Here is a 20830-nt window from a genome sequence, read left to right as displayed (position 1 = left end):
GGAAACCGCCGCTTCCTCATTGTCCACCGATGCCGCCCCGACCGTCCCAGTCCTGCGGCGGTCACTGAAGCTATGGCACCTGATTCTTTACGGCATCATCATCATTCAGCCGACCGCGCCAATGAGCATCTACGGCGTGGTCAGCAATGCCGCCCGAGGACATGTGGTGACCACCATTCTCATTGCGATGGTGGCCATGTTGTTGACTGCGGTCAGCTACGGCCGGATGGCACGTGTGTATCCAAGCGCAGGGTCGGCCTACACATATGTCGCGCAGGAGTTGCATCCCCTGGCCGGTTACATTGTCGGCTGGTCGATGCTGATGGACTACATGCTGAACCCCATCATCTGCGCGGTTTGGTGCAGTGTGGCCGCGCAGGGCATGCTGCCGCAGATTCCGTATGCGGCTTGGGTGCTGGCCTTTGTGCTGGTTTTTACCGGTCTGAACCTGCTCGGTGTGCAGGCCTCCGCCCGCGTCAATGCGTTGCTGGCGGCTGGCATGGGCATTGTGGTGGCTGTCTTTCTTGCCTTTGCTTTCCATTACATCGCGACGGTGCTGCATCCAGTCGGCTGGGCATGGCTGGCCCCGTTTTATGATCCAGTGACGTTTTCTGTGTCGCGGATCTTCCACGGGACTTCGATTGCCGTGCTCACCTATATCGGCTTCGACGGCATTTCAACTATGTCCGAAGAGGTGGAGAATCCCCGTCGCAATATCATGCTGGGAACCGTCTTCACCTGCGTGGCGATTGGGCTGCTTTCCGCTGTGGAGGTTTACGCGGCGCAGCTTGCCTGGCCGGCAGGCTGGCACTTTCCTCCAGCCCTCGTCGATACGGCCTTTGTGCATGTCGGGCTGCGCGTGGGTGGACGCTTCCTCTTCTTTCTGCTCAATCTGACTCTTCTGGTCGCAAACATGGGGTCAGGAATTGCGGCCCAGTTCGGCGCGGCGCGTCTGCTCTATGGAATGGGCCGCGACAATGCTTTGCCAAAACGCATCTTCGGCGTCATCAGCCCAAGGACGGGAATTCCCCGCAACAATGTGCTGCTGCTTGGCGGGGCGACCCTGGCCGGAGCGCTGCTACTGAGCTACGAGCGCGGCGCGGAGTTGCTGAACTTCGGCGCTTTCATCGCGTTCATGTGTGTGAATATCGCCGCTCTGGTTCACTACCGCTTCCGCTCGAAAGAAAAAGTGCGGCTGGCGGTGACCATTCCTCTGCTCGGATTTTTGATCTGCGGCTTTATCTGGCTGCATTTGACCCGGGATGCCCAGGTGTTGGGAGCGGGCTGGATTGCAATCGGCCTGATTCTCTATTTCGCGATGCACCGCAGAAGAAAGAGCAGAAGGTAGGCAAGACCAGTTCTGCCTTCCCGACCTGCTACGAGTCGCCTGCGCCTGTCTTGCCTGGAAGCCTCGTGTCTTCTTACGCGTCCGCAGAGTGGCCACAGGCTCCGGCTCACCCTGGGCCTGTGCACACGGTCATGTTGTCTGGCAGGCGGCGACACTATGACTCTCCGCTCTGCATATCGCATCATTATTTTTATGTTGACATCAAATCCAAAAACAAAGTAAATACTAGCAATCGTAATAAAAGGGAAATGCAGCACTGTTCCATTCGAGGAGGTTAGGGAAGATGAAGGTGTATCGAATCGTGGTCCTGGTCGGAATCATGTTGGGCATCGCCTTTTGCCCCGTCCTGTCATTCGGTCAGTCGATCAATCAGGGGCAAATTCATGGGGTGATCACCGATACCTCTGGCGCGGTCATTTCGGGGGCGAAGGTGACCATTACTGATGTCGGAACCAACATCTCTCAAGCCACCCGATCGAATCAGAAAGGGACCTACGTGTTTCCGGCATTGCGCGCGTCGAATTACCGGCTCACGGTCTCGGCACCGACCTTTGCAACCGTAGAGAAGAGCGGCATCGTGCTTGCGGTCAACCAGCAGACCACGCTCGATGTCACGTTGACGGCGGCTGGCAACGAAACCAGTGTGACGGTGCAATCTATTCCAGTGCTGCTCGACACGAGTTCTGCGACGTTAGGCACTACCATTTCTAAAAAGTATCTTGAGCAGTTGCCGCTTCCCAGCCAGGACGTTTTTGGCTTGGCATATCTCTCCGCCGGGGTGACGGAGACAGCTGGTTCCGGTATCCGGAACTCCTATCCTGCAGGCACCAACTTCGTTTCCAACGGGCAGAGAAACTCGACGGCAAATATTCGTCTCGATGGTGTATTGATTACTTCGCCGGAGCAGGGCGAAGGAGCAAACTCCAACACCTACTACCAAGCCCTCTCGGAGGCCCTGCAAGAGACAAACGTTGCGAATAACAGCACCTCGGCAGAGTACGGAGATGGAACGGTCATCAACGAGGTGATGAAGTCGGGTACAAACCATTTTCATGGCAGCGTTTTCTGGTACAACCAGGACGGCGCATATAACGCACGAGACTTCTTCAACAGTGGCCCGAAGCCTTCCTACTCACAAAATCAGGATGGATTCACACTGGGCGGCCCCATCGTTAAGAACAAGACCTTCTTCTTCGGCGATCTGCAGTCGATGATTTCAAGCGCTCCAGTAAACATTGTCGCCACCGTTCCCACCGACGCGGAGATCAATGGCGACTTCTCTCAGGCCGGGACCTACGACCAAAACGGCAATCCGGTGCTGAACCAGATCTTCGATCCCTTTCAGATCGATCCCGTCACGGGCATGCGTCCGGCCTATCAGAACAATACAATTCCACAGAATGAGATCGACCCTGTAGGGCAGGCGATCATGAAGCTCTATCCCAAACCGAATACTCCGGGCGATGGGGTCACAGGGGCCAATAACTATCGAAGTGAGGCTGTGAGTTCATTTCACGCACTGCAGCTCGATCTGAAAATTGACCAGCAGTTCACGCCTAAATCGTCACTTTCAGTGCGCTACGGCAGCATCTTTGACAAGGGGTCAGTACCGACGGTATTCGGGGATAGTGAGTTCAATGATGGCAGCACGTATACCGATCAGATATTCAATACCGGCATCAATTACACCTACACGCCGACGGCAAACACGCTGTGGATTTCTACCATTGGCCTCGACCGGGTTGCGGAGCCGACCTCGAACAACAACTTTCCAGCGGCGACCAGCGTGGGGTTTCCAGCCGCACTCGAGCAGAACGGCTTCAAGAGAATGCCGGGCATTCTGATGGAGAACTCGCCGTGGACATCGCTCTTCAGCCAGTGCTGCGTGGATACAAAGTTTGCCCACACGCTGCTCAACTACACGTCTGCCTTTGAGTGGACAGTCGGGCAGCAGACCATCAAGGTGGGAGGAGAGCAGCACCTGTTCTATAACAACTTCTTCCAGCCAAACTATCCCACAGGCTCATTCAGCTTCTCGCAAAGTCAAACCGCCGCAACTCCGAACGATACCAATAACGGAATTCAAGGCAATGATTTCGCGAGCCTTCTAGTCGGCTGGGGAGACTATGGCAGCACGAGCGTTTCGCAGTCCGTTGCGGATAAGTCGAAAGAAACAGCCTTCTACGTGGAAGACGACTGGCGCGCGACTCCCAAATTGACTCTGAATCTCGGCTTCCGCTACCAGTGGGACACTCCTTACACTGAGCGGGACAATAACAGCCAGTTCAGCGATTTTAGCGGAGATAGCGGCATTGCTGTAGCAGGATATCCGGGCACGCTCAAGGGAACAACCATCTTCGCTTCTTCAAAGAATAGGCGGTTGCCAATTGACTGGAGCAATGTCGATCCAAGGTTCGGTTTTGCATACTTGGTCAATTCAAATCTGGTGATTCGTGGCGGCGCTGGGATCTATAGTGGTTATCCCATTGCAACTAACTTTCAGTTTCCGGGGGCGGCTTACACATCGAGTCCTCAAGTCTTCTTTTCAAAAGACAATGGAATGACTCAGTATGCGACCTTGGAGAACCCTTTCCCAGGTGGCATCCCTCCCGCCCAGGGGCAGACGTATGGCAAGCTGGCGCTGTGGGGCCTTCCCAACGCGAACAATCTTGGTACGGCGGCGGCAAAGGATGCTGATATCTACCAATGGAATCTGGGCGTTCAGCAATCCCTTCCCTGGAAGATTGTGATTGCCATCAACTACTCTGCAAATCGCAGCACCCACCTGCCTTGGGCCGGAACAGACAACCGGAACTTCATCCCTTCAGCCGTGCGTAAGGGGTACACCAGCGATCAATTGAATGGACTAGTCAGTAACCCCTTTCAGTCCTTATTCAGCGGCCCTGGAGCGATCTTCAATGAGCCGAGCTCTCGCTATGGCGACGCCCAGTTGCCACTTCTCAACCTGTTGCGGCCCTATCCGCAGTTTGATGGCACATATTCAGGCAACATGCTGACAGAGGCTGCATCCTGGTACAACGCGCTGCAGGTCGTCTTTCATAGGAGAGCCGGGCGTTACCTAAATTTCGAGGGAAACTATACCTGGTCAAAGAATATGGATAACTCATCGGCTGGTGCGAATTCCTTTATCGGAACGCTGGCCAGTGGCTACCCGCAAGAGTTAGACCATTTAAACAAAGAGTGGTCTGTGAGCGCCAACGATGCCACAAATCGATTCGTATTGGCGGTCATTTATCAGCTGCCAATCGGCCGAGGCGACCTCATTGGAAGCCAGATGAACAAGATTCTGGACGCTTTTGTGGGGGGCTGGCAACTGACGACGCTAAGTACCTACCAGAGTGGACAGCCATTAAATATTTACATGGGCAATCCACGGCTTGCGGACGGCAACCAGAGACCGGATGTCGTCTGCTCTAACGCAAGCCTGTTCAAGACTGGTATCAGCTATAAAGATGCCGCGATTTCAGGAAATCCTTATCTGAATGAGAGTTGCTTTGCCGATCCTGGCGATCAGCAGGCTGGCGATGCTCCAAGATACTTCTCGCGGATAAGGTCTGACGGCATTCATGACGCGGATGTATCGCTTGAGAAGACCTATAACCTTGGAAAGCACAGGGGGCAGGTAGAGGCTCATGTGGATTGCTTCAACTGTACGAACACGCCGCGCTTCGCTCCACCGGATACAGGCTATCAGGACGGCAGCTTTGGTACTGTGTCTTCTACTGCCAATGGCTCATCGCCGAGAAACCTGCAACTCGGTCTGACATATTCATTCTAAAAGCAGCATCGCCGGCGGAAGCAGCCTGCGCACTTCTGTCGGCGATGTTGACCGGACCGCTTAGTTCATAAGGAGGGGATTCGTTGATCAAGCTTCATCGGTTGGTGACATTGCCTTTTATTGGTTTCGTCCTGGCGGCTCAAATTTGCGCGGCCGCTCCCTCCGGCAGCAGCTTCTATGTGTCGATGGGTGGCAGTGACTTTAATGCTGGAACCAGAGCTGAGCCCTTCAAAACAGTGCAACATGCAGCAGATGTAGCAAAGCCTGGCGACATCATTAATGTTCGAGGTGGAACTTATTGCCAGCGTCTGGCGATTACACGGTCAGGCAATGCGAAAGCAGGCTACATTACCTTCCGGAGTGCACCGGGAGAAACGGCCATTCTGGATGGCGGATGCTTTATACTGCAAGACGGCACGACGGCTCTGATCTCTCTTCACAACGTTAGCTACGTCAAGGTCGAAGGCTTGGAGGTGAGAAATCTCAAGACTTCAAATCCATCGAGCGTTCCCTTCGGGATTCGAGTGTATGGTCATGGTTCGCACATTGATCTAGTGCGGAACAACGTTCATAACATTGAGCAGATGTATCAAGGGCGCAAGGTAGTTGGCAGTGGTGCCAACGGGTTCGGCATTGCTGTGTATGGCACGGACGCCGCATCTCCTATCACCAATCTGGTGATAGACGGAAACGAAGTTCACGATCTTCAGACTGGATCGAGTGAGTCGCTGGTTCTGAACGGCAATGTTACGAAATTTCGTGTCTCTCGCAACGAAGTATACGAGAACAACAACATCGGTATAGATGTCATAGGCTTTGAGCGGACAGCCTTAGACCCGAATGTTGATCGCGCGCGGGACGGTGTGATCGAAGAGAACCTGGTTTATGACATCAGTTCCAGAGGAAATCCTGCCTACGGCAATGAGGCATCTTCGGATGGAATTTATGTAGATGGTGGAACGCACGTCATCATACAAAACAATATCGTTCACAACACAGATTTTGGCATTGAGATGGCAAGCGAACATTCTGGGCGCGACACAAGTTATATTATCGCCCGTAATAACCTGGTTTATTACTGCCACACCGCTGGAATTTCAATAGGTGGATATGGGCCAAGGCGCGGCGGAACCGATCATGTGATTATCACAAATAATACACTCTATCGCAATAATATATGGCGCACCGGTACAGGTGAGTTCTATATGCAATATCACATGCGGGATAATACGTTTAAGAATAATATCGTCTATGTTGGGGGTGCTGGTCGAGTGATGATGAGTCGCTCGGGCCGCATGGAACCCGGCACGCCAACGGTGGAGATCGATCACAATGTGTATTACTACGCTGGCGGCCCTGGGGCGGCGAAGTGGTCTTATGATGGCAAGGCGTACTCTAGTTTTCAGAGCTACACTAGGGCCGCAGGGTGCGATCGCCACTCTCTCTTTGCCAATCCTCGATTTGTCGATCCCGAGGCCGGGAAGTTTTCTCTGAGGCCGGGTTCTTTAGCCGTTGGGTACGGAGCGAAGATAAGTAGGTCTCATCTGTAAAGCAAAGAGTAGTCCTCGACTTGATATAGCCGTGCGCGGGTAATCGATTCAGGATGGTCCTTTCTGTGAGCGTCTGATCTGTGAATCCGATTGCTGCTGCTCCATGAAGGGCCGCCTTTTGCGACTGCTTTCGCTAGATATGTGATCGCTGAAACTCGAGCTAGATGCGCAACCACGGTTATGCCTCCCCCCTACAATTGGCTGAAACCACCATGGGCAGACACTGCTCTTTCATTTGGCCAGCCTCTATCTGCACTCCTCTCCGGAAGTCTGGCAACAAAGACTGATTAATGGGGAAGTTACTCTCAACGGCGTTGCCGCTGTGGGAAGCGAGTCCATTGCGGCAGGTCAAATCCTTGTCTGGAACTGCTCGCCAATGGTATGAGAAGCATTCGATGTCGAGCGCGTGGCTTCGTGCTGCCTACGGCTAATATCAGGAGCATTCGGCCCGATCTGCTCAGCATCGTATACGGTGGCCCCAGAGCGTCTTTAGCCTCGCGGATCTAAACGAAGAAGGCATTGGCGTTCGTGCCCAAAGAAGGCAACAGGGCCCTAATCGGCTTCGGTGGTACATGCTAAGGCATTATGCTCAGTATGCCGCGGGCTGGGGGCGACTTTCGATTCCCATGGCGCAGTTGTGGCCTTCTAATAGTCTCGTCGCGATATTGCGCTTCCTATATCCATGCTCTATGCGTCGGTGGAATCGACAAAGAAGTGAAGTACTCCTTTTTCCACCCCTGCCGAAGCCGCGGGTCTTTTGGGGTACCAAAGTATTCGTCCAGAAACTCCAGCAACACCTGCACCTTGGGAGTAAGCCGCGACTGGCCCGCGAACAACGCGCACACCGCAATAGGATCCGGCTTCCAGCGCGGCAAAACCGGTGTTAGCTTGTGGCGAGCCTCCGGCCAGTCCGCCATCCACAGCGGCAGAATGCTGATGCCAAGCCCTTGCAGCGTTAGCGCAAGGTGAATGTGTGGGTCGCTGGTCACTACGCGGAACTCCGGAACGAGGCTCATCGCACTTTTGCCGCGGGTGAGCTTCCAAGTGCCGTGGCCGATGCATTGATGAGCCGCAAGCTCTTCCGGCGATGCGGGGCTGCCGTGCGCCGCTACATACTCGCGGCTGGCGAAAAGCGCGCGAGTGGCCCCGGATAAGGCTTCACGCGCCGTAGCGAATCCCTGGGCGCGCGCAGCTTGAAGAACACATCGACATCGTCGCGCGGCTCCTGATCCCAGCCCGAAGCATAGGGCTCAATTTCCACGCGCAGATCGGGATAAAGCGCCATGAATGCTTTCATCAATGGAGCCAGCACATCGCGCGCCATCGTGATCGGGCACGCAATCTTCAAGAGCCCTTTGGGGTGCTCCCGCCGGCTTTCCAGCACCTCTGCGCCATCCCGTAGCACTCGCAGCGCACGGCGGCAGGTCTGCAAATACTCCCGTCCGGAGTCAGTCAGTGTAATCCCCCGCGAGTTGCGCCGTACCAGCGAAACGCCCAAAGATCTTTCTAGCCGAGACAAAGACCGGCTCACGGTCGATGGCGGCACGCCCAGTTCTTTCGCCGCCGCGCTCAGGGTGCCTGCCTCAGCCGCTGCCGCAAAGGTGCGAACATCATTCAAATCCGGAACTCTCACGCGCCCCCTCCCGCTCCAGCGTATCCGGTTTTGCTCTTGTGCAAAATTGATTTGCTCTAGTGGATGCTTCGACCGGCCGGGCTGGTGCGTCTCATCTGCAAAGCGCGACCAGAGAAAGCAATCGGCTGGCCGCCCGAAAAGAGGAGAAGCATGAAAGTACTCGTCACAGGTGGAACAGGAAATGTCGGCGGAGCGGTTGTCCGCGAGTTGTTGACGCGAGGATCCCAAGTGCGCGTGCTGGCCCGCAAGCACCCGCTGGCAGGCAAACTGCCCACGCAGGCAGAAGTGGCCATCGGCGATTTGATGGATCCCGTCTCACTCGAAGCGGCACTCGAAGGCGTAGACAAACTCTTCCTGCTGAACGCGGTGGTCGCCGATGAACTCACGCAAGCGCTGATTGCTTACGGAATCGCAAAGCGCAAAGGTGTCAAGCATATTACGTATCTGTCGGTGTTCAAGGCAGAGCAATTCAAGGATGTACCGCACTTCGCATCGAAGCTGGCGATCGAGAACGCGCTGCGTGAGTCAGGGGTTGCGTACACCATCCTCAGGCCCGGCTACTACATACAAAATGACGGCACTCTCAAGGGCGCGCTCACCGGCGCGGGCATCTACCCCATGCCCATCGGCACGGAGGGTATCTGCGCCGTGGACGTTCGCGACATTGCAGAGGCGGCTGCCATCTCCCTCACCGGCGAAGGCCACGAGGGCCAGACGTATGATCTGGTCGGCCCTTCACTCATCAACGGCCCGGCCAATGCCGCCCTGTGGAGCACGCTGCTCAGCAAGGAGATTCGATACACCGGGCACAATTTTGATCAGTGGGAGTTGCAAATGCGCACCATGGCTCCCGCATGGACCGCCTTTGATTTACGGGTCATGTTTCAGGGTTACTTTGAGCGCGGTTTTGCCTCGACTGCCAGCGAGGTGGAGCGCCTCACGCACCTCCTCGGCCACGCTCCGCGCAGTTATAAGAGCTTCGCAGAGGAGACGGCTGCACAATGGAAGGACTGATTCCGCTGGGCCTCCAGCCCCTGTGCTCAGCGGGCCAGAGGCAGCTTCGATCAAGAATCGTCTGCTTTCCCAGCACACTCTAAAGGAGATAAGGTACGATGCCAACCACCCAACCCTCTCCGGTTGTTCCGCCAGATGACCTCAACCGCAGTCATACTCTGGCACGACCTGACAGCGATCGGAGCCTTCCCCATATCGGCGTCGCAGGAGGAACGTACACCATCACCGTTCCCGGTGAGGCAACCGCCGGGCGATTCAGCATCATCGACATGCACATTCCTCCAGGCGGCGGTCCCCCACCCCATCGCCATGATTTTGAGGAGACTTTTGTTCTGCTCACCGGCGAAATGGAAGCCACCTTCCGCGGTCAGAAAATCACAGTCAAGGCCGGCGAAACGCTGCACGTTCCTGCGAATGCGCCCCATCACTTCAAAAACATCGCCGCGCAACCGCTGCGCATGCTCTGCATCTGTTCGCCGGCCGGGCAGGAGAAGTTCTTCATGGAAGTGGGAGTTGCGGTCGAGAGCCGCACCACCGCTCCTCCCGAGCTGGAACCAGCCCAACGGGCCGCATTTCTCCGCAAAGTTCAGGAGCTCTCTTCGATGTACCGGACAGAGCTTCTCCCGGTGTCATGATCTATCTCCAGATACGGAGTGCTACGCGGCGAAAACGACACACAGATTTCGCCGCACAATTCTCAAATAGCTCAAAGAGCTTACTTGTCCACCTTCTCAACAGCAAGATGCGAACGCACACTCACTCGGTCGGATAACCGAGGGTTGGCAGGGTGGAAGACACGTCGGGCGGTGGTGGCGACCGAGAGATCGCCGGGATTCTCCTTGCCCGATGCATCGGTTCCCCCACGGCAGCATCTCCGCATTAAAGTGCCGCTCTCTCAGGGATACAAGAATGACGCCTCGCGGGATTTATGGGCTGACCGTCGGGATTAAACAAAGACGACCGGACAACAGAGGACTGACGACTGGCCACTTCATCCCTGAAGGCTGACTCGCCTTCCTTCAGACTCGCTATATTGAAATCATGTCTGCTACTTCTGCTTCTGCTGCTTTGAGTGCCGCGAACGGCAAGCCTTCCACCATCATTGATTTACGCAGTGATACGGTCACTGTGCCCACGCCGGAGATGTGGGCGGCGATGGCCGCGGCCGAGGTGGGCGATGACGTCTATGGCGAAGACCCCACGGTGAACCGGCTGGAGGCGCGTGCGGCGGCGACTTTTGGCCGCGAGGCGGCGCTCTTTATGCCCACCGGTACGATGGGGAACCAGACGGCGATCCGGCTGCACACGCGGCCCGGGCAGGAAGTGGTCTGCGAGGCGCGCGCCCACATTGTGGATTGGGAGATGGCGATGGTCTCCGCCTTTAGCGGATGCCAGTTGCGCACGGTGGCCGCCCAGCGCGGCGTGCTGACGTGGCAGCATATCAAGACGGCGCTCTCGCCGAAGATTTATTACCGCGCGCAGACCGGGCTGATTTCGCTCGAAAACACGCACAATATGGCCGGCGGAACGGTCACTCCTTTAGAGGTGCTCGAAGAGATCTGGGCCGGGGCGAAGGATGCCGGTCTGCCGGTGCATCTGGATGGGGCGCGCGTCTTCAACGCGGCGGCGGCGCTGGGGGTTGAGGTGGCGCGGCTAACGCGGGGCTTTGATTCGGTGATGTTTTGCCTGTCGAAGGGGTTGAGCGCGCCGGTGGGTTCGCTGCTGGTGGGCAGCCGGGAGTTCATTGACCGTGCACGCCCGGTGCGCAAGATGCTCGGCGGAGGAATGCGGCAGGCGGGTGTGCTGGCGGCAGCAGGGCTGATTGCGCTGGAAGAGATGCCGAAGCGGCTGCCGGAAGACCACGCGAACGCCCGGCTGCTGGCCGAGCGCATTGCGGATTGCAAAGAGGTCGAGCTGGACCTTGAGGCCGTCGAGACGAACATCGTGATTTTCACGCTGCGCGGGCAGGGCGACGCGGCGGCGCTGGTGGCGCGGCTGAAGCAGCGCGGCGTGGCGGCGAGCGCGGTGGGTCCGCACGCGGTGCGGTTTGTGTCGCACCGGAATGTGGACCGCGCGGCATGCGAGCAGGCGGCGCAGGTGGCGGTGGAGGAGATGGGGAAGGGGTAAAGCGGTCAGTTGTCAGGGGTAGAGCGGTCAGGGGTAAAGCGGTCAGCGGTCAGGGGTGAAGCGGTCAGTTGTCAGTGATCAGTTGCCAGTGGTCAGTTGCCGGTTGCCGAGGTGTCACCGGCCGATTATCTTTCGTCAGCACTCAACCTTTTCCTTGCGTCATTCTGAGGCCTGTTTTTGGCCGAAGAATCCCGGCGATTCGGCGCGTACCGATGCCATCTCAGGTTTCTCCCATACTGCCGGCAAATGCATGGGAGAAACTTTGAGCCGCATTCGCTGCCGAAGCATTGCCGGGATTCTTCGCCTTCGGCCCAGAATGACGCATCGCTGGGAGGGACTGGGGAGTAGGGACTGGTAACTGGTAACCGTCCGCTGAGAACTGACAACTGACAACTGAGAACTGACCACTGAGGACTGACAACTGGGGACTGACAACTGAGAACTGACCACTGGCAACTGTGGACTCTACCGCGTGGGGTCGAGGAATTGCTGGGCTGCGATGGTTTCGAGGATGCGTTCGCCCATCATGGCGGCCTTGTTCTGCAGTTCGAGGGCGGCGGGGGCGGGCAGCAGTTCGCTGGTGGTGACGCGCCAGAGGCCGAGCCAGCGGTCGAGATGCACGAGGCCCAGGCGGGGCAGTTTGAGGTGCGCCGCCATGGGGTTGCCCTTGTAGGTTCCGGCAGAGAGCATCACGGAGCACCAGAAGCGCGTGAGGGTCTCAAGATGCTGGGACCAGCGGTCGCCGATGGCGCTGTGGAAGATGGGGGCGAGCAGTTCGTCCTCGCGGATGCGCGCATAAAAGGTATCGACGAGGCGGCGAATCGCGGATTCTGAAAGGGAGCCGTGGGGGAGCATATTTGGATAGATGTAGGTAACCGGCCGGAGACTGCAGAAAAATGTGAGTCCCCGTGGCACGCCGCTGCATATACTAGTTAATATGCCCAAGTATTCCATTGTCGTCCCTTTTCATAACGAAGAAGAAAATGTCACCGCCCTGTACGACCGCCTGAAAGCGGTGATGGAACATGTCGGAGACAGTTTTGAACTCGTGCTGGTGGACGATGGCTCGCGCGACCGCACCTACAAGCTGCTGGAAGAGATTGCCGCGGTGGACAGCCGCGTGCTGGTGGTGAAGCTGCGCCGGAACTTTGGGCAGACCTCGGCGCTGGCAGCCGGCTTTGACCATGCGCAGGGTGAGTTTGTGCTGGCCATGGATGGCGATCTGCAGCACGATCCGCTGGAGATTCCGAACTTTCTCGAAAAGCTCGAAGAGGGCTACGACGTGGTGAGCGGATGGCGCAAGCAGCGCATTGATAATTTTGTGCTGCGGCGTTTTCCTTCGCGCTGCGCCAACTGGCTGATGGCCAAGCTGTCGGGCGTGGACATTCACGATTTTGGCACGACGTATAAGGCCTACCGGCGCGAGGTGATTCAGAACATTCCGCTGTATGGCGAGATGCACCGGTTTATTCCGGCGCTGGCCTCGTGGTATGGCGCAACCATCTGCGAGATTCCCATCAAGAATGTGCATCGCGAGCGCGGCAAGTCGCACTATGGCATCGGGCGCACCTTCCGGGTGTTCTTTGATCTGCTGACGATTCGCTTCCTGCTCAAGTACATGACGCGTCCGCTGCACTTTTTCGGCAGCCTGGGGGCCATGAGCATCGTGCTGGGCGGAGCGGTGAGCGTGCTGCTGGCGGGTTTGAAGATCTTTACGCAGCAGCATGTGATGGATCAGCATGGGCCGCTGTTTGTGATTGCGGGCGTGGCGATTCTGGCCGGCATTCAATTGCTGGCGATTGGCCTGCTGGGCGAGTTGCAGGTGCGGCACTACCACACCAACAACCATCGCGCGCCATATGCGGTGGATCGTCTGGTGCGCCTGCGCGCGACCGAGGAGCCGAACCTGCTGCACGAGTCGTAGGGGAGTTGTCAGTCCCCAGTTTTCAGTTGTCAGAAGGGCCGCCCGGTGGGCGGCCCTTTTCGTTGGGGCATGGTGGGAGAAACCTGACGCGGCATTTGTGTGCGACGGATGGCCGGGATTCTTCGCCGCGCTGCGGCTCAGAATGACGCATCGTTGAAATGGGATGGCCGCTGTGGACTGATCGCTGACAACTGACGACTGACAACTGTGGACTGAAAGCCGGGCATCTCCGCGGGCGGGTTTATCATGGCGGGGATATGGCTATGATGATGGCGAGCACGGTGCTGCTGTTTTGTTTTGCGATGGGTTTCTTCACGGGCTGGCGCTCGATGAGTGGTGTGGCGCTGGTGTGCTGGGGGATTCATCTGGGTTGGCTGGCGGTGGCGCATACGGCGCTGGCGTTTCTGGGCAATCCCGTGTCGCTGGTGGTGTTTTCGCTGCTGGCGGTGGGCGAGTTGATTGGCGACAAGCTGCCGCAGATTCCTAACCGGACCGACATCGGGCCGCTGATTGCGCGCATGGTCTTTGGCGGCCTGTGCGGATGGGCGTTGGCGATGAATGGCCATGCGGCCGTGGCGGCGGGTGTGGCCTGCGGCGCTGTGGGCGCGGTGGTGGGCGCGTTCGCGGGCTTTTATGCGCGGCGCGCGATCACGCGGCGGGGCGTGAAGGATTTTCCTGTTGCCCTCATCGAAGACATCGTGGCCATCGCAGGCGGCGTATGGCTCGTTTCGCGCTTCTAAATCACTCGGGGCGTTCGCGTCCCCGACTTCACTGAGAACGAGAGAGCCTTGCAAGCAGACGGAAGGAAGCGTGTTGTCATTGAGGGAGTAGCCCCGGAGATGGATGCGGGGCATTTCCCGGTGAAGCGCACCGTGGGAGACCGCGTGCGTGTGGAAGCCGATGTGTTTGGCGATGGCCACGACCATGTGATGGCCTGGCTGCTGTATCGCTACGTGCCGCACGGCCCCCAAAATGGACAAGCGCCCGGCCCGTGGCAGCAGGTGAAGATGACCGCGCTTGGCAACGACCGCTGGGCGGGCGAGTTCGCGGTGACCGAGCTGGGCGCTTACCAGTACACGGTGGCCGGCGAGGTGGATCACTTTGAGACGTGGCGCAGTGATCTGGAGAAGCGCATTGCCGCTGGGCAGGAGATTGATGTTGATCTGCTCAATGGCGCGAAGCTGGTCGAAGAGGCCGCGTCGCGCGCGGGCGAGGCTGACGCAAAAGAGCTGCGGCGCTGGGCGGCGCGGTTGAAGGCCGGCGGCCCCAGCACACAGAAGAGCGCGCAGGAGGCGGCGCTGGATGAGGCTCTGCTGGCGCTGGTGGAGCGCTATCCTGACGAAGCGAAGATCACCTTATATGAGCGCGTGCTGCCGGTGCGGGTGGAGCGCGAGCGGGCGCGATTTTCAGGCTGGTATGAGCTGTTTCCGCGTTCGGCGGGTGCGATTCCTTTTGCGCATGGCACGTTTGCCGATGTGGAGGCGCGGCTGGAGTATGTGGCTGGGCTGGGCTTTGATGTGCTCTACATGCCGCCGATTCATCCCATCGGGCGCAGCTTTCGCAAGGGCAAAAACAACGCGGTGACGGCGGAGCCGGGCGATGTAGGCAGTCCGTGGGCGATTGGCGCGGCCGAGGGCGGGCACACCGATATATTGCCGGAGCTGGGCACGCTCAAGGACTTTCAGCGGCTGCGGCAGAAGGCCGAGGCGCTGGGCATTGAGCTGGCGCTCGACATTGCGTTTCAGTGCTCGCCCGATCATCCGTGGGTGCGGCGGCATCCGCTGTGGTTCAAGCATCGTGCGGATGGAACGATTCAGTATGCGGAGAATCCGCCAAAGAAGTATCAGGATATTTATCCGCTCGACTTTGAGAGCGAGGACTGGGAGGGGCTGTGGAAGGCACTGCATGGGGTCTTCCTCTATTGGATTGAGCAGGGCGTGAAGATCTTCCGCGTGGACAATCCGCACACGAAGGCGTTTGGCTTCTGGGAGTGGTGCATCGGGGAGATCCAGGCCGATTATCCCGAAGTGATTTTTCTCGCGGAGGCGTTCACGCGGCCGCGCGTGATGGAGCGGCTGGCGAAGCTCGGGTATTCGCAGTCGTACACGTACTTCACGTGGCGCAACTCGAAGGAAGAGCTGACGGAGTATCTGACGGAGCTGACGCAGACGGAAGTGAAGGAATATCTGCGTCCAAATTTCTGGCCGAACACGCCGGACATTTTGCCGTTGAGTCTGCAGACGGGCGGGTTGGCGCTCTTTCAGGCGCGGCTGGTGCTGGCCGCGACCATGAGCAGCAACTATGGCGTGTACGGGCCAGCCTATGAGGCGCTGGAGCATGAGCCGCTGCGCCCGGGCGCGGAGGAGTATCTGCACTCGGAGAAGTACGAGATTCGCAGTTGGACGTGGGATGCGAAGCGGCCCATTCCGCAACTGATGAAGAAGCTGAATGCCGCACGACGCGCGCATGCGGCGCTGCAGGCCAATGAGCATGTGGTGTTTCATGAGACGGATAATCCGCACCTGATTGCGTACTCAAAGCAGACGGCGGATGGCGGGGACACCGTATTGACGGTGGTGAATCTGGACCCGTACAACACGCAGTCGGGCTGGGTGACGCTAGCGCTGTGGAAGCTCGGCATGGACGAGGACGCGAGCTATGAGGTGTATGATCTGCTGTCGGAAGAGCGCTACCTCTGGCACGGCGGGCGCAATTTTGTAGAACTGAATCCGGAGAAGATACCGGCGCACGTGCTGAGCGTGCGCAAATCTGTGAGGACGGAAAAAGACTTTGACTACTACCGCTGAGGGACGGACGGCAGGGCAGGTGTTTGTGCGGAAGCCGGGATCGGCTTCTGATCCGCTCTGGTATAAGGACGCGCTGATTTATGAGCTGCACGTGCGCGCTTTTTACGACAGCAACAACGATGGGATTGGAGATTTTCCGGGGCTGATTGAGAAGCTGGATTATCTGCAGGACCTGGGCGTGACGTGCCTGTGGCTGCTGCCGTTTTTTCCTTCGCCGCTCAGGGATGATGGCTACGACATCTCTGACTACACGAGCGTAAACCCGAGCTACGGGACGATTGAGGACTTTCAGCGCTTTTTGAATGCAGCCCATGAGCGCGGACTGCAGGTGATGATTGAGCTGGTCATCAATCACACGTCCGACCAGCATCCGTGGTTTCAGCGCGCGCGGCAGGCTCCGGCAGGCTCGCCGGAGCGCGACTTTTATGTGTGGAGCGACTCGGACCAGAAGTACAAGGACGCGCGCATCATCTTCACCGACACGGAGAAGTCGAACTGGACGTGGGACCCGGTGGCGCAGCAGTACTACTGGCACCGCTTCTTTTCGCATCAGCCGGATTTGAATTTTGATAATCCCGCGGTGCTGGAGGAAGTGATTCGCGTGATGCGCTTCTGGCTCGACATGGGCGTGGATGGGCTGCGGCTCGACGCCATTCCTTACCTGATCGAGCGCGACGGCACCAACTGCGAGAATCTGTCGGAGACGCATGCGCTGATCAAGGCGATTCGCAAGGCGATGGATGACGGCTACCTGGGCCGCATGATTCTTGCCGAAGCGAACCAGTGGCCCGAGGATGTGCGGCCGTATTTTGGCGATGGCGATGAGTGCCACATGGCGTTTCATTTTCCGCTAATGCCGCGCATCTACATGGCGCTGCGGCAGGAAGACCGCCTGCCGATCACCGACATCATCGCGCAGACGCCGGCGATTCCTGAGAGCTGCCAGTGGGGCATTTTTTTGCGCAATCACGATGAGCTGACGCTTGAGATGGTCAGCGAGGATGAGCGCGACTACATGTACCTGGCGTATAGCGCCGATCCTCGCATGCGCATCAACATTGGCATCCGGCGCAGGCTGGCTCCGCTGCTCGATAACAACCGCCGTCGCATCGAGTTGCTGAACAGTCTGCTGTTTTCGTTTCCGGGCACGCCGATTTTGTACTACGGCGATGAGATCGGCATGGGCGACAACATCTACCTGGGCGACCGCAACGGCGTGCGCACGCCGATGCAGTGGACGGGCGACCGCAATGCGGGATTTTCTCGCGCGACGCCTGCGAAGCTCTTCAGCCCGGTGATCATGGACCCGGTGTGGGGCTATGAGGCCATCAATGTGGAGGCGCAGCAGAGCGATGCGTCGTCACTGCTGAACTGGATGCGCAACATGATTGCGCTGCGCAAGCTGTTCCAGGTTTTCGGGCGCGGCTCGATGAAGTTTCTGGAGCCGGAGAACCGGAAGGTGCTGGCCTATGTGCGCGAGTATGACGGCGAGCGCGTGCTGTGCGTGGCGAACCTGTCGCGCTTTGCGCAGCCGGTGGCGCTGGATTTGTCAGAGTATGCCGGCATGATTCCGGTGGAGATGCTGGGGTATGTGGAGTTTCCGGCGATCGGGAAGCAGGCGTATCCGCTGACGCTGGGGCCGTATGGATTTTTGTGGCTGGAGCTGCAGGCGGGCGAAGAGCCGGTGGAGGTTCCGTCACCGGGGGCGACCGACGAGCTGCTGCATGTGAAGAACGAGACGGACTGGCCGGGCGTGCTGGAAGGCCGCGGCCGCGAGACGCTGGAGCGGCTGCTGCCGGAGTATGTGCAGCGGCAGCGCTGGTTTGGCGGCAAGTCCCGGCCAATTGAAACTGTGAAAGTGACAGATTGGTCGCTGCTGGATGGCGGGCACCTGGCACTGGTGTGGGTGGATGTGCATTACACCGAAGGAGAGCCGGACACTTATCTTGCGCCGATGGCGATGGCCTTTGGCGAGGAGTGCGAAGCGGTGGTGGAGCACCACGGGCAGGCGGTGCTGACGAAGATCTTCTCTACGCGCGGCGCGGGCGTGCTCTATGACGGCATGATGCGCGATGAGAGCGCGCAGGCGCTGCTGCGGCTGATGGCGCAGGGCGGAGAAGCGGCGGCACAGCATGGCACCGTGCGCGGCACGGCGAGCAGCCTGTTTGCGGAGCTGCGCGGCGGCGAGGCTGCGCTGCCGGTGCGGCGCGGGTCCGCCGAGCAGAGCAATACGTCGGTGATCTTTGGCGATCGGCTGATTCTGAAGCTCTTCCGGCGGCAGCAGACGGGGCTGAATCCTGACATGGAGATTGGCCGCTTTTTGACGGAGCGGACAGAGTTTCGCAACATCGCTCCGTTTGCGGGCGCGCTGGAGTTTGTCTCGCGTGATGGGGGTGAGGATTCGACGCTCGCGATGCTGCAGGGGCTGGTGCAGAACGAGGGCGACGGCTGGTCGTGGATGCTCGAAGAACTGGACCGCTACTTTGAGAGCGCGGTGGCGGCATCGTTCCCCGAGGTGAAGCTGCCGGGCACGGGCGCGCTGCGCGAGAAGCTGAACGGGATTCCGGCAGCGGCGCGTGAGCATGCGGGACTTTCGATTGAAGGAGCTTCGACGCTGGGCCGGCGCACGGCAGAGATGCACCTGTCGCTGGCGGTGGACCGTCGCGATGTGGACTTTGCGCCGGTGCGGATGGAGCCCGATGATCTGGCCGCGCTGCGGGCGGCGCTGCAGGCCGATGCGGCGCGCGCCTTTGACGCGCTGAAGGCGAACCTGGCGCGGCTGCCCGATGACGCCGTGGAGACGGCCGGGCTGGTGCTGAGCCGCCGCACGCACTTGCTGGAGCGCTTTCAGCGGCTCACGGCGCTGCAGGATGCGGGCGCGAAGACGCGCGTGCATGGGGACTATCATCTGGGCCAGGTGCTGCGCGCGAAGGGCGACTTTGTGATTCTGGACTTTGAGGGCGAGCCGGCGCGCATGCTCCAGGAGCGGCGCACGAAGCAGTCTCCGCTGAAGGATGTGGCGGGGATGGTGCGCTCGTTCAGCTATGCGGCGTTTTCGGCGATGACGCACTTTTCTTCCCGCCGACCGGCAGACACCGAGCGGCTGGAGCCGTGGGCGCGGCTGTGGGAGACGGCGGTGACGGCGGAGTTTTTGCGCGCCTACCGCAAGACCATGGGCAAGTCGACGATTGTGCCGCGCACGGCCGAGGCGTTTGATGTGCTGCTGCAGATTTTTACGCTCGACAAGGCGCTGTATGAACTGGTGTATGAGTTGAATCATCGCCCCGGATGGGTGCGTGCGCCGTTGAACGGAATTTTGTATCTTCCATAGTTGCAATAGACCGATAGACCAAAGGGAATCGAAATGGCTGAGGCGGAGGTTCTCGAAGAGACCGGCAGCGGAGTGGGACAGCAGGCGGCCGTGGATCTGCTGATTGGCGTGACCGGGGCGGTGAGCCTGGACGAGCTGCGGGCGCGCGTGAGCGAGGTGCTGGCGCAGATCGGGCGTCCTGGGCCGGGGCGCGTGGTGGTGGCGTGGCCGGGCGGCGAAGATGCCACGCCGGTGGAGCCAGGCGACGGCTTTGAGTTGATGCCGTATCGCGTGCCGGCAGTCAATGATGGCGGCGCGTGGGCGCAGATATCCGCAGCGCAACGCGGCGTGCTGGCGTTGGCCGCGGAGCTGAAGGCCGCGGCGTGCGTGGTGCTGGCCGCGGATCTCGAAGCGCTGCATGGCGAAGCTGTGCAGACGATGGCCGGGGCCGTGCTGGCGCGGCAGTGCGATCTGGCGCTGCCGGTGTATGCGATCACGCGTTATGAGGGGCTGTTGAATACGGCGATTCTCGCGCCGATGAGCCGCGCGCTGTATGCGCGGAGGGTGGAGTTTCCGCTGCCGTTTGAGTTTGCCGCGTCGGGCCGCTATGCCGAATGCGTGGCGCGGACCCATGGCGCGAGCGCGCAGAGCGTGCTGTGGCCGCTGTCGCATGCCGTGCAGGAGCCGATGCCGCGCAATGCGGGCGTGTGCCAGGTGCATCTGCGGGCGCATCATCACGCGCCGATGGAGGGGCTGGACCTGACGGCGGTGCTTTCGCAGATTGTGGGCGCGTTTTTTACCGAGGTGGAGCTGACGGCGGCGAGCTGGCAGCGGTTGCGCGGTTCGCAACCGGCCCCGGTGTGGGGCGAGCCGCATGCGCCGGTGATGGCCGAGGAGGCGGTGGATGCGCGTCCCATGGTGGAGTCGTTTCAACTGGCGGCGCGCAACCTGGGCGAGCTGTGGAGCCTGGTGCTGCCTCCGGTCGCGCTGCTGGAGCTGAAGCGGCTGGCGCGTCAGCCGGTGGAGAGCTTTCGCATGCCGGATGCCTTGTGGGCGCGCATGGTGTATGACTTTGCGCTGGCGCACCGGCTGCGCACGATTGGGCGCTCGCATCTGATGGGCGCGCTGACTCCGCTGTATCTGGGCTGGGTGGCGTCGTATGTGCAGGAGATCGCCTTGCTGCCGGCCGCCGAAGTGGCCGAACGGCAGGAGCGGCTGGCGCGGGCCTTTGAAGAGAACAAACCGTATCTGGTTTCGCGCTGGAGATGGCCTGACCGCTTCAATCCATAAGCGATGTTTGGCGCGAAGCAAGGAGGAC

The 20830-nt window shown here is 59.2% G+C and carries 13 protein-coding genes and 1 pseudogene; 11 read left to right on the top strand and 3 right to left on the bottom strand.

The window, feature by feature from the left end:
• Nucleotides 1-19: 19 nt before the first annotated feature.
• The 3 genes from ACP_RS04090 (at nt 20) to ACP_RS04080 (ending at nt 6697) form a co-directional block, all read left to right on the top strand.
• Complete coding sequence (locus ACP_RS04090; RefSeq protein WP_015896021.1) at nt 20-1348, top strand: APC family permease; 1329 nt, start codon at nt 20-22, stop codon at nt 1346-1348.
• Nucleotides 1349-1631: 283 nt separating this feature from the next.
• Nucleotides 1632-5147, top strand: a complete 3516-nt coding sequence (locus ACP_RS04085; RefSeq protein WP_041839265.1) for a TonB-dependent receptor — start codon at nt 1632-1634, stop codon at nt 5145-5147.
• An 83-nt stretch (nt 5148-5230) separates the two neighbouring features.
• On the top strand, nt 5231-6697 hold the full coding sequence (locus tag ACP_RS04080) for a right-handed parallel beta-helix repeat-containing protein (RefSeq protein WP_015896018.1): 1467 nt from the start codon (nt 5231-5233) through the stop codon (nt 6695-6697).
• Nucleotides 6698-7371: 674 nt separating this feature from the next.
• Here the strand turns inward: ACP_RS04080 and ACP_RS18665 are convergent.
• Nucleotides 7372-7776 (bottom strand): annotated as a pseudogene (locus tag ACP_RS18665) (LysR substrate-binding domain-containing protein); the annotation flags it as partial.
• 29 nt (nt 7777-7805) lie between these two features.
• Nucleotides 7806-8315 (bottom strand): LysR family transcriptional regulator, encoded by a 510-nt coding sequence (locus ACP_RS18660; protein WP_169305907.1) that lies wholly within the window; start codon nt 8313-8315, stop codon nt 7806-7808.
• 165 nt (nt 8316-8480) lie between these two features.
• On the opposite strand from ACP_RS18660, the gene ACP_RS04065 reads away from it, so the two are divergent.
• From ACP_RS04065 to ACP_RS04055, 3 genes are all read left to right on the top strand, one after another.
• On the top strand, nt 8481-9344 hold the full coding sequence (locus tag ACP_RS04065) for an SDR family oxidoreductase (RefSeq protein ID WP_015896017.1): 864 nt from the start codon (nt 8481-8483) through the stop codon (nt 9342-9344).
• Nucleotides 9345-9442: 98 nt separating this feature from the next.
• Nucleotides 9443-9979, top strand: coding sequence for a cupin domain-containing protein (locus tag ACP_RS04060; protein WP_015896016.1), 537 nt, complete (start codon nt 9443-9445; stop codon nt 9977-9979).
• A gap of 406 nt (nt 9980-10385) precedes the next feature.
• A complete protein-coding gene (locus tag ACP_RS04055; RefSeq protein WP_052294676.1) occupies nt 10386-11471 on the top strand; it encodes a threonine aldolase family protein in 1086 nt (361 codons plus the stop codon).
• A gap of 465 nt (nt 11472-11936) precedes the next feature.
• Here ACP_RS04055 and ACP_RS04050 read toward each other — a convergent pair whose 3' ends face one another.
• Nucleotides 11937-12326 (bottom strand): group III truncated hemoglobin, encoded by a 390-nt coding sequence (locus ACP_RS04050; protein ID WP_015896014.1) that lies wholly within the window; start codon nt 12324-12326, stop codon nt 11937-11939.
• A gap of 82 nt (nt 12327-12408) precedes the next feature.
• Between ACP_RS04050 and ACP_RS04045 the strand changes: the two genes are divergently transcribed.
• The 5 genes from ACP_RS04045 (at nt 12409) to ACP_RS04025 (ending at nt 20802) form a co-directional block, all read left to right on the top strand.
• Nucleotides 12409-13395 (top strand): glycosyltransferase family 2 protein, encoded by a 987-nt coding sequence (locus ACP_RS04045; protein ID WP_015896013.1) that lies wholly within the window; start codon nt 12409-12411, stop codon nt 13393-13395.
• 257 nt (nt 13396-13652) lie between these two features.
• Nucleotides 13653-14135, top strand: coding sequence for a DUF4126 family protein (locus tag ACP_RS04040; protein ID WP_052294675.1), 483 nt, complete (start codon nt 13653-13655; stop codon nt 14133-14135).
• A gap of 48 nt (nt 14136-14183) precedes the next feature.
• Nucleotides 14184-16202 carry an alpha-1,4-glucan--maltose-1-phosphate maltosyltransferase gene (locus ACP_RS04035; protein WP_015896011.1) on the top strand — a complete coding sequence of 673 codons (2019 nt, stop codon included), beginning with the start codon at nt 14184-14186 and terminating at the stop codon, nt 16200-16202.
• A 25-nt stretch (nt 16203-16227) separates the two neighbouring features.
• The gene (treS, locus tag ACP_RS04030; RefSeq protein ID WP_052294874.1) at nt 16228-19533 is read left to right on the top strand and encodes a maltose alpha-D-glucosyltransferase; all 3306 of its coding nucleotides are present in this window, start codon (nt 16228-16230) and stop codon (nt 19531-19533) included.
• 33 nt (nt 19534-19566) lie between these two features.
• Complete coding sequence (locus ACP_RS04025; RefSeq protein ID WP_015896009.1) at nt 19567-20802, top strand: hypothetical protein; 1236 nt, start codon at nt 19567-19569, stop codon at nt 20800-20802.
• Nucleotides 20803-20830: the final 28 nt, after the last annotated feature.

This window comes from Acidobacterium capsulatum ATCC 51196, from assembly GCF_000022565.1.
Classification (GTDB): domain Bacteria; phylum Acidobacteriota; class Terriglobia; order Terriglobales; family Acidobacteriaceae; genus Acidobacterium; species Acidobacterium capsulatum.
This window is presented reverse-complemented; position numbering and strand designations above follow the sequence as displayed.

Coding starts and splice junctions, on each gene's coding strand:
- ACP_RS04085 (WP_041839265.1), top strand. CDS start 1,632: ATGAAGGTGTATCGAATCGTGGTCCTGGTCGGAATCATGTTGGGCATC.
- ACP_RS04065 (WP_015896017.1), top strand. CDS start 8,481: ATGAAAGTACTCGTCACAGGTGGAACAGGAAATGTCGGCGGAGCGGTT.
- ACP_RS04060 (WP_015896016.1), top strand. CDS start 9,443: ATGCCAACCACCCAACCCTCTCCGGTTGTTCCGCCAGATGACCTCAAC.
- ACP_RS04055 (WP_052294676.1), top strand. CDS start 10,386: ATGTCTGCTACTTCTGCTTCTGCTGCTTTGAGTGCCGCGAACGGCAAG.
- ACP_RS04050 (WP_015896014.1), bottom strand. CDS start 12,326: ATGCTCCCCCACGGCTCCCTTTCAGAATCCGCGATTCGCCGCCTCGTC.
- ACP_RS04045 (WP_015896013.1), top strand. CDS start 12,409: ATGCCCAAGTATTCCATTGTCGTCCCTTTTCATAACGAAGAAGAAAAT.
- ACP_RS04040 (WP_052294675.1), top strand. CDS start 13,653: ATGGCTATGATGATGGCGAGCACGGTGCTGCTGTTTTGTTTTGCGATG.
- ACP_RS04025 (WP_015896009.1), top strand. CDS start 19,567: ATGGCTGAGGCGGAGGTTCTCGAAGAGACCGGCAGCGGAGTGGGACAG.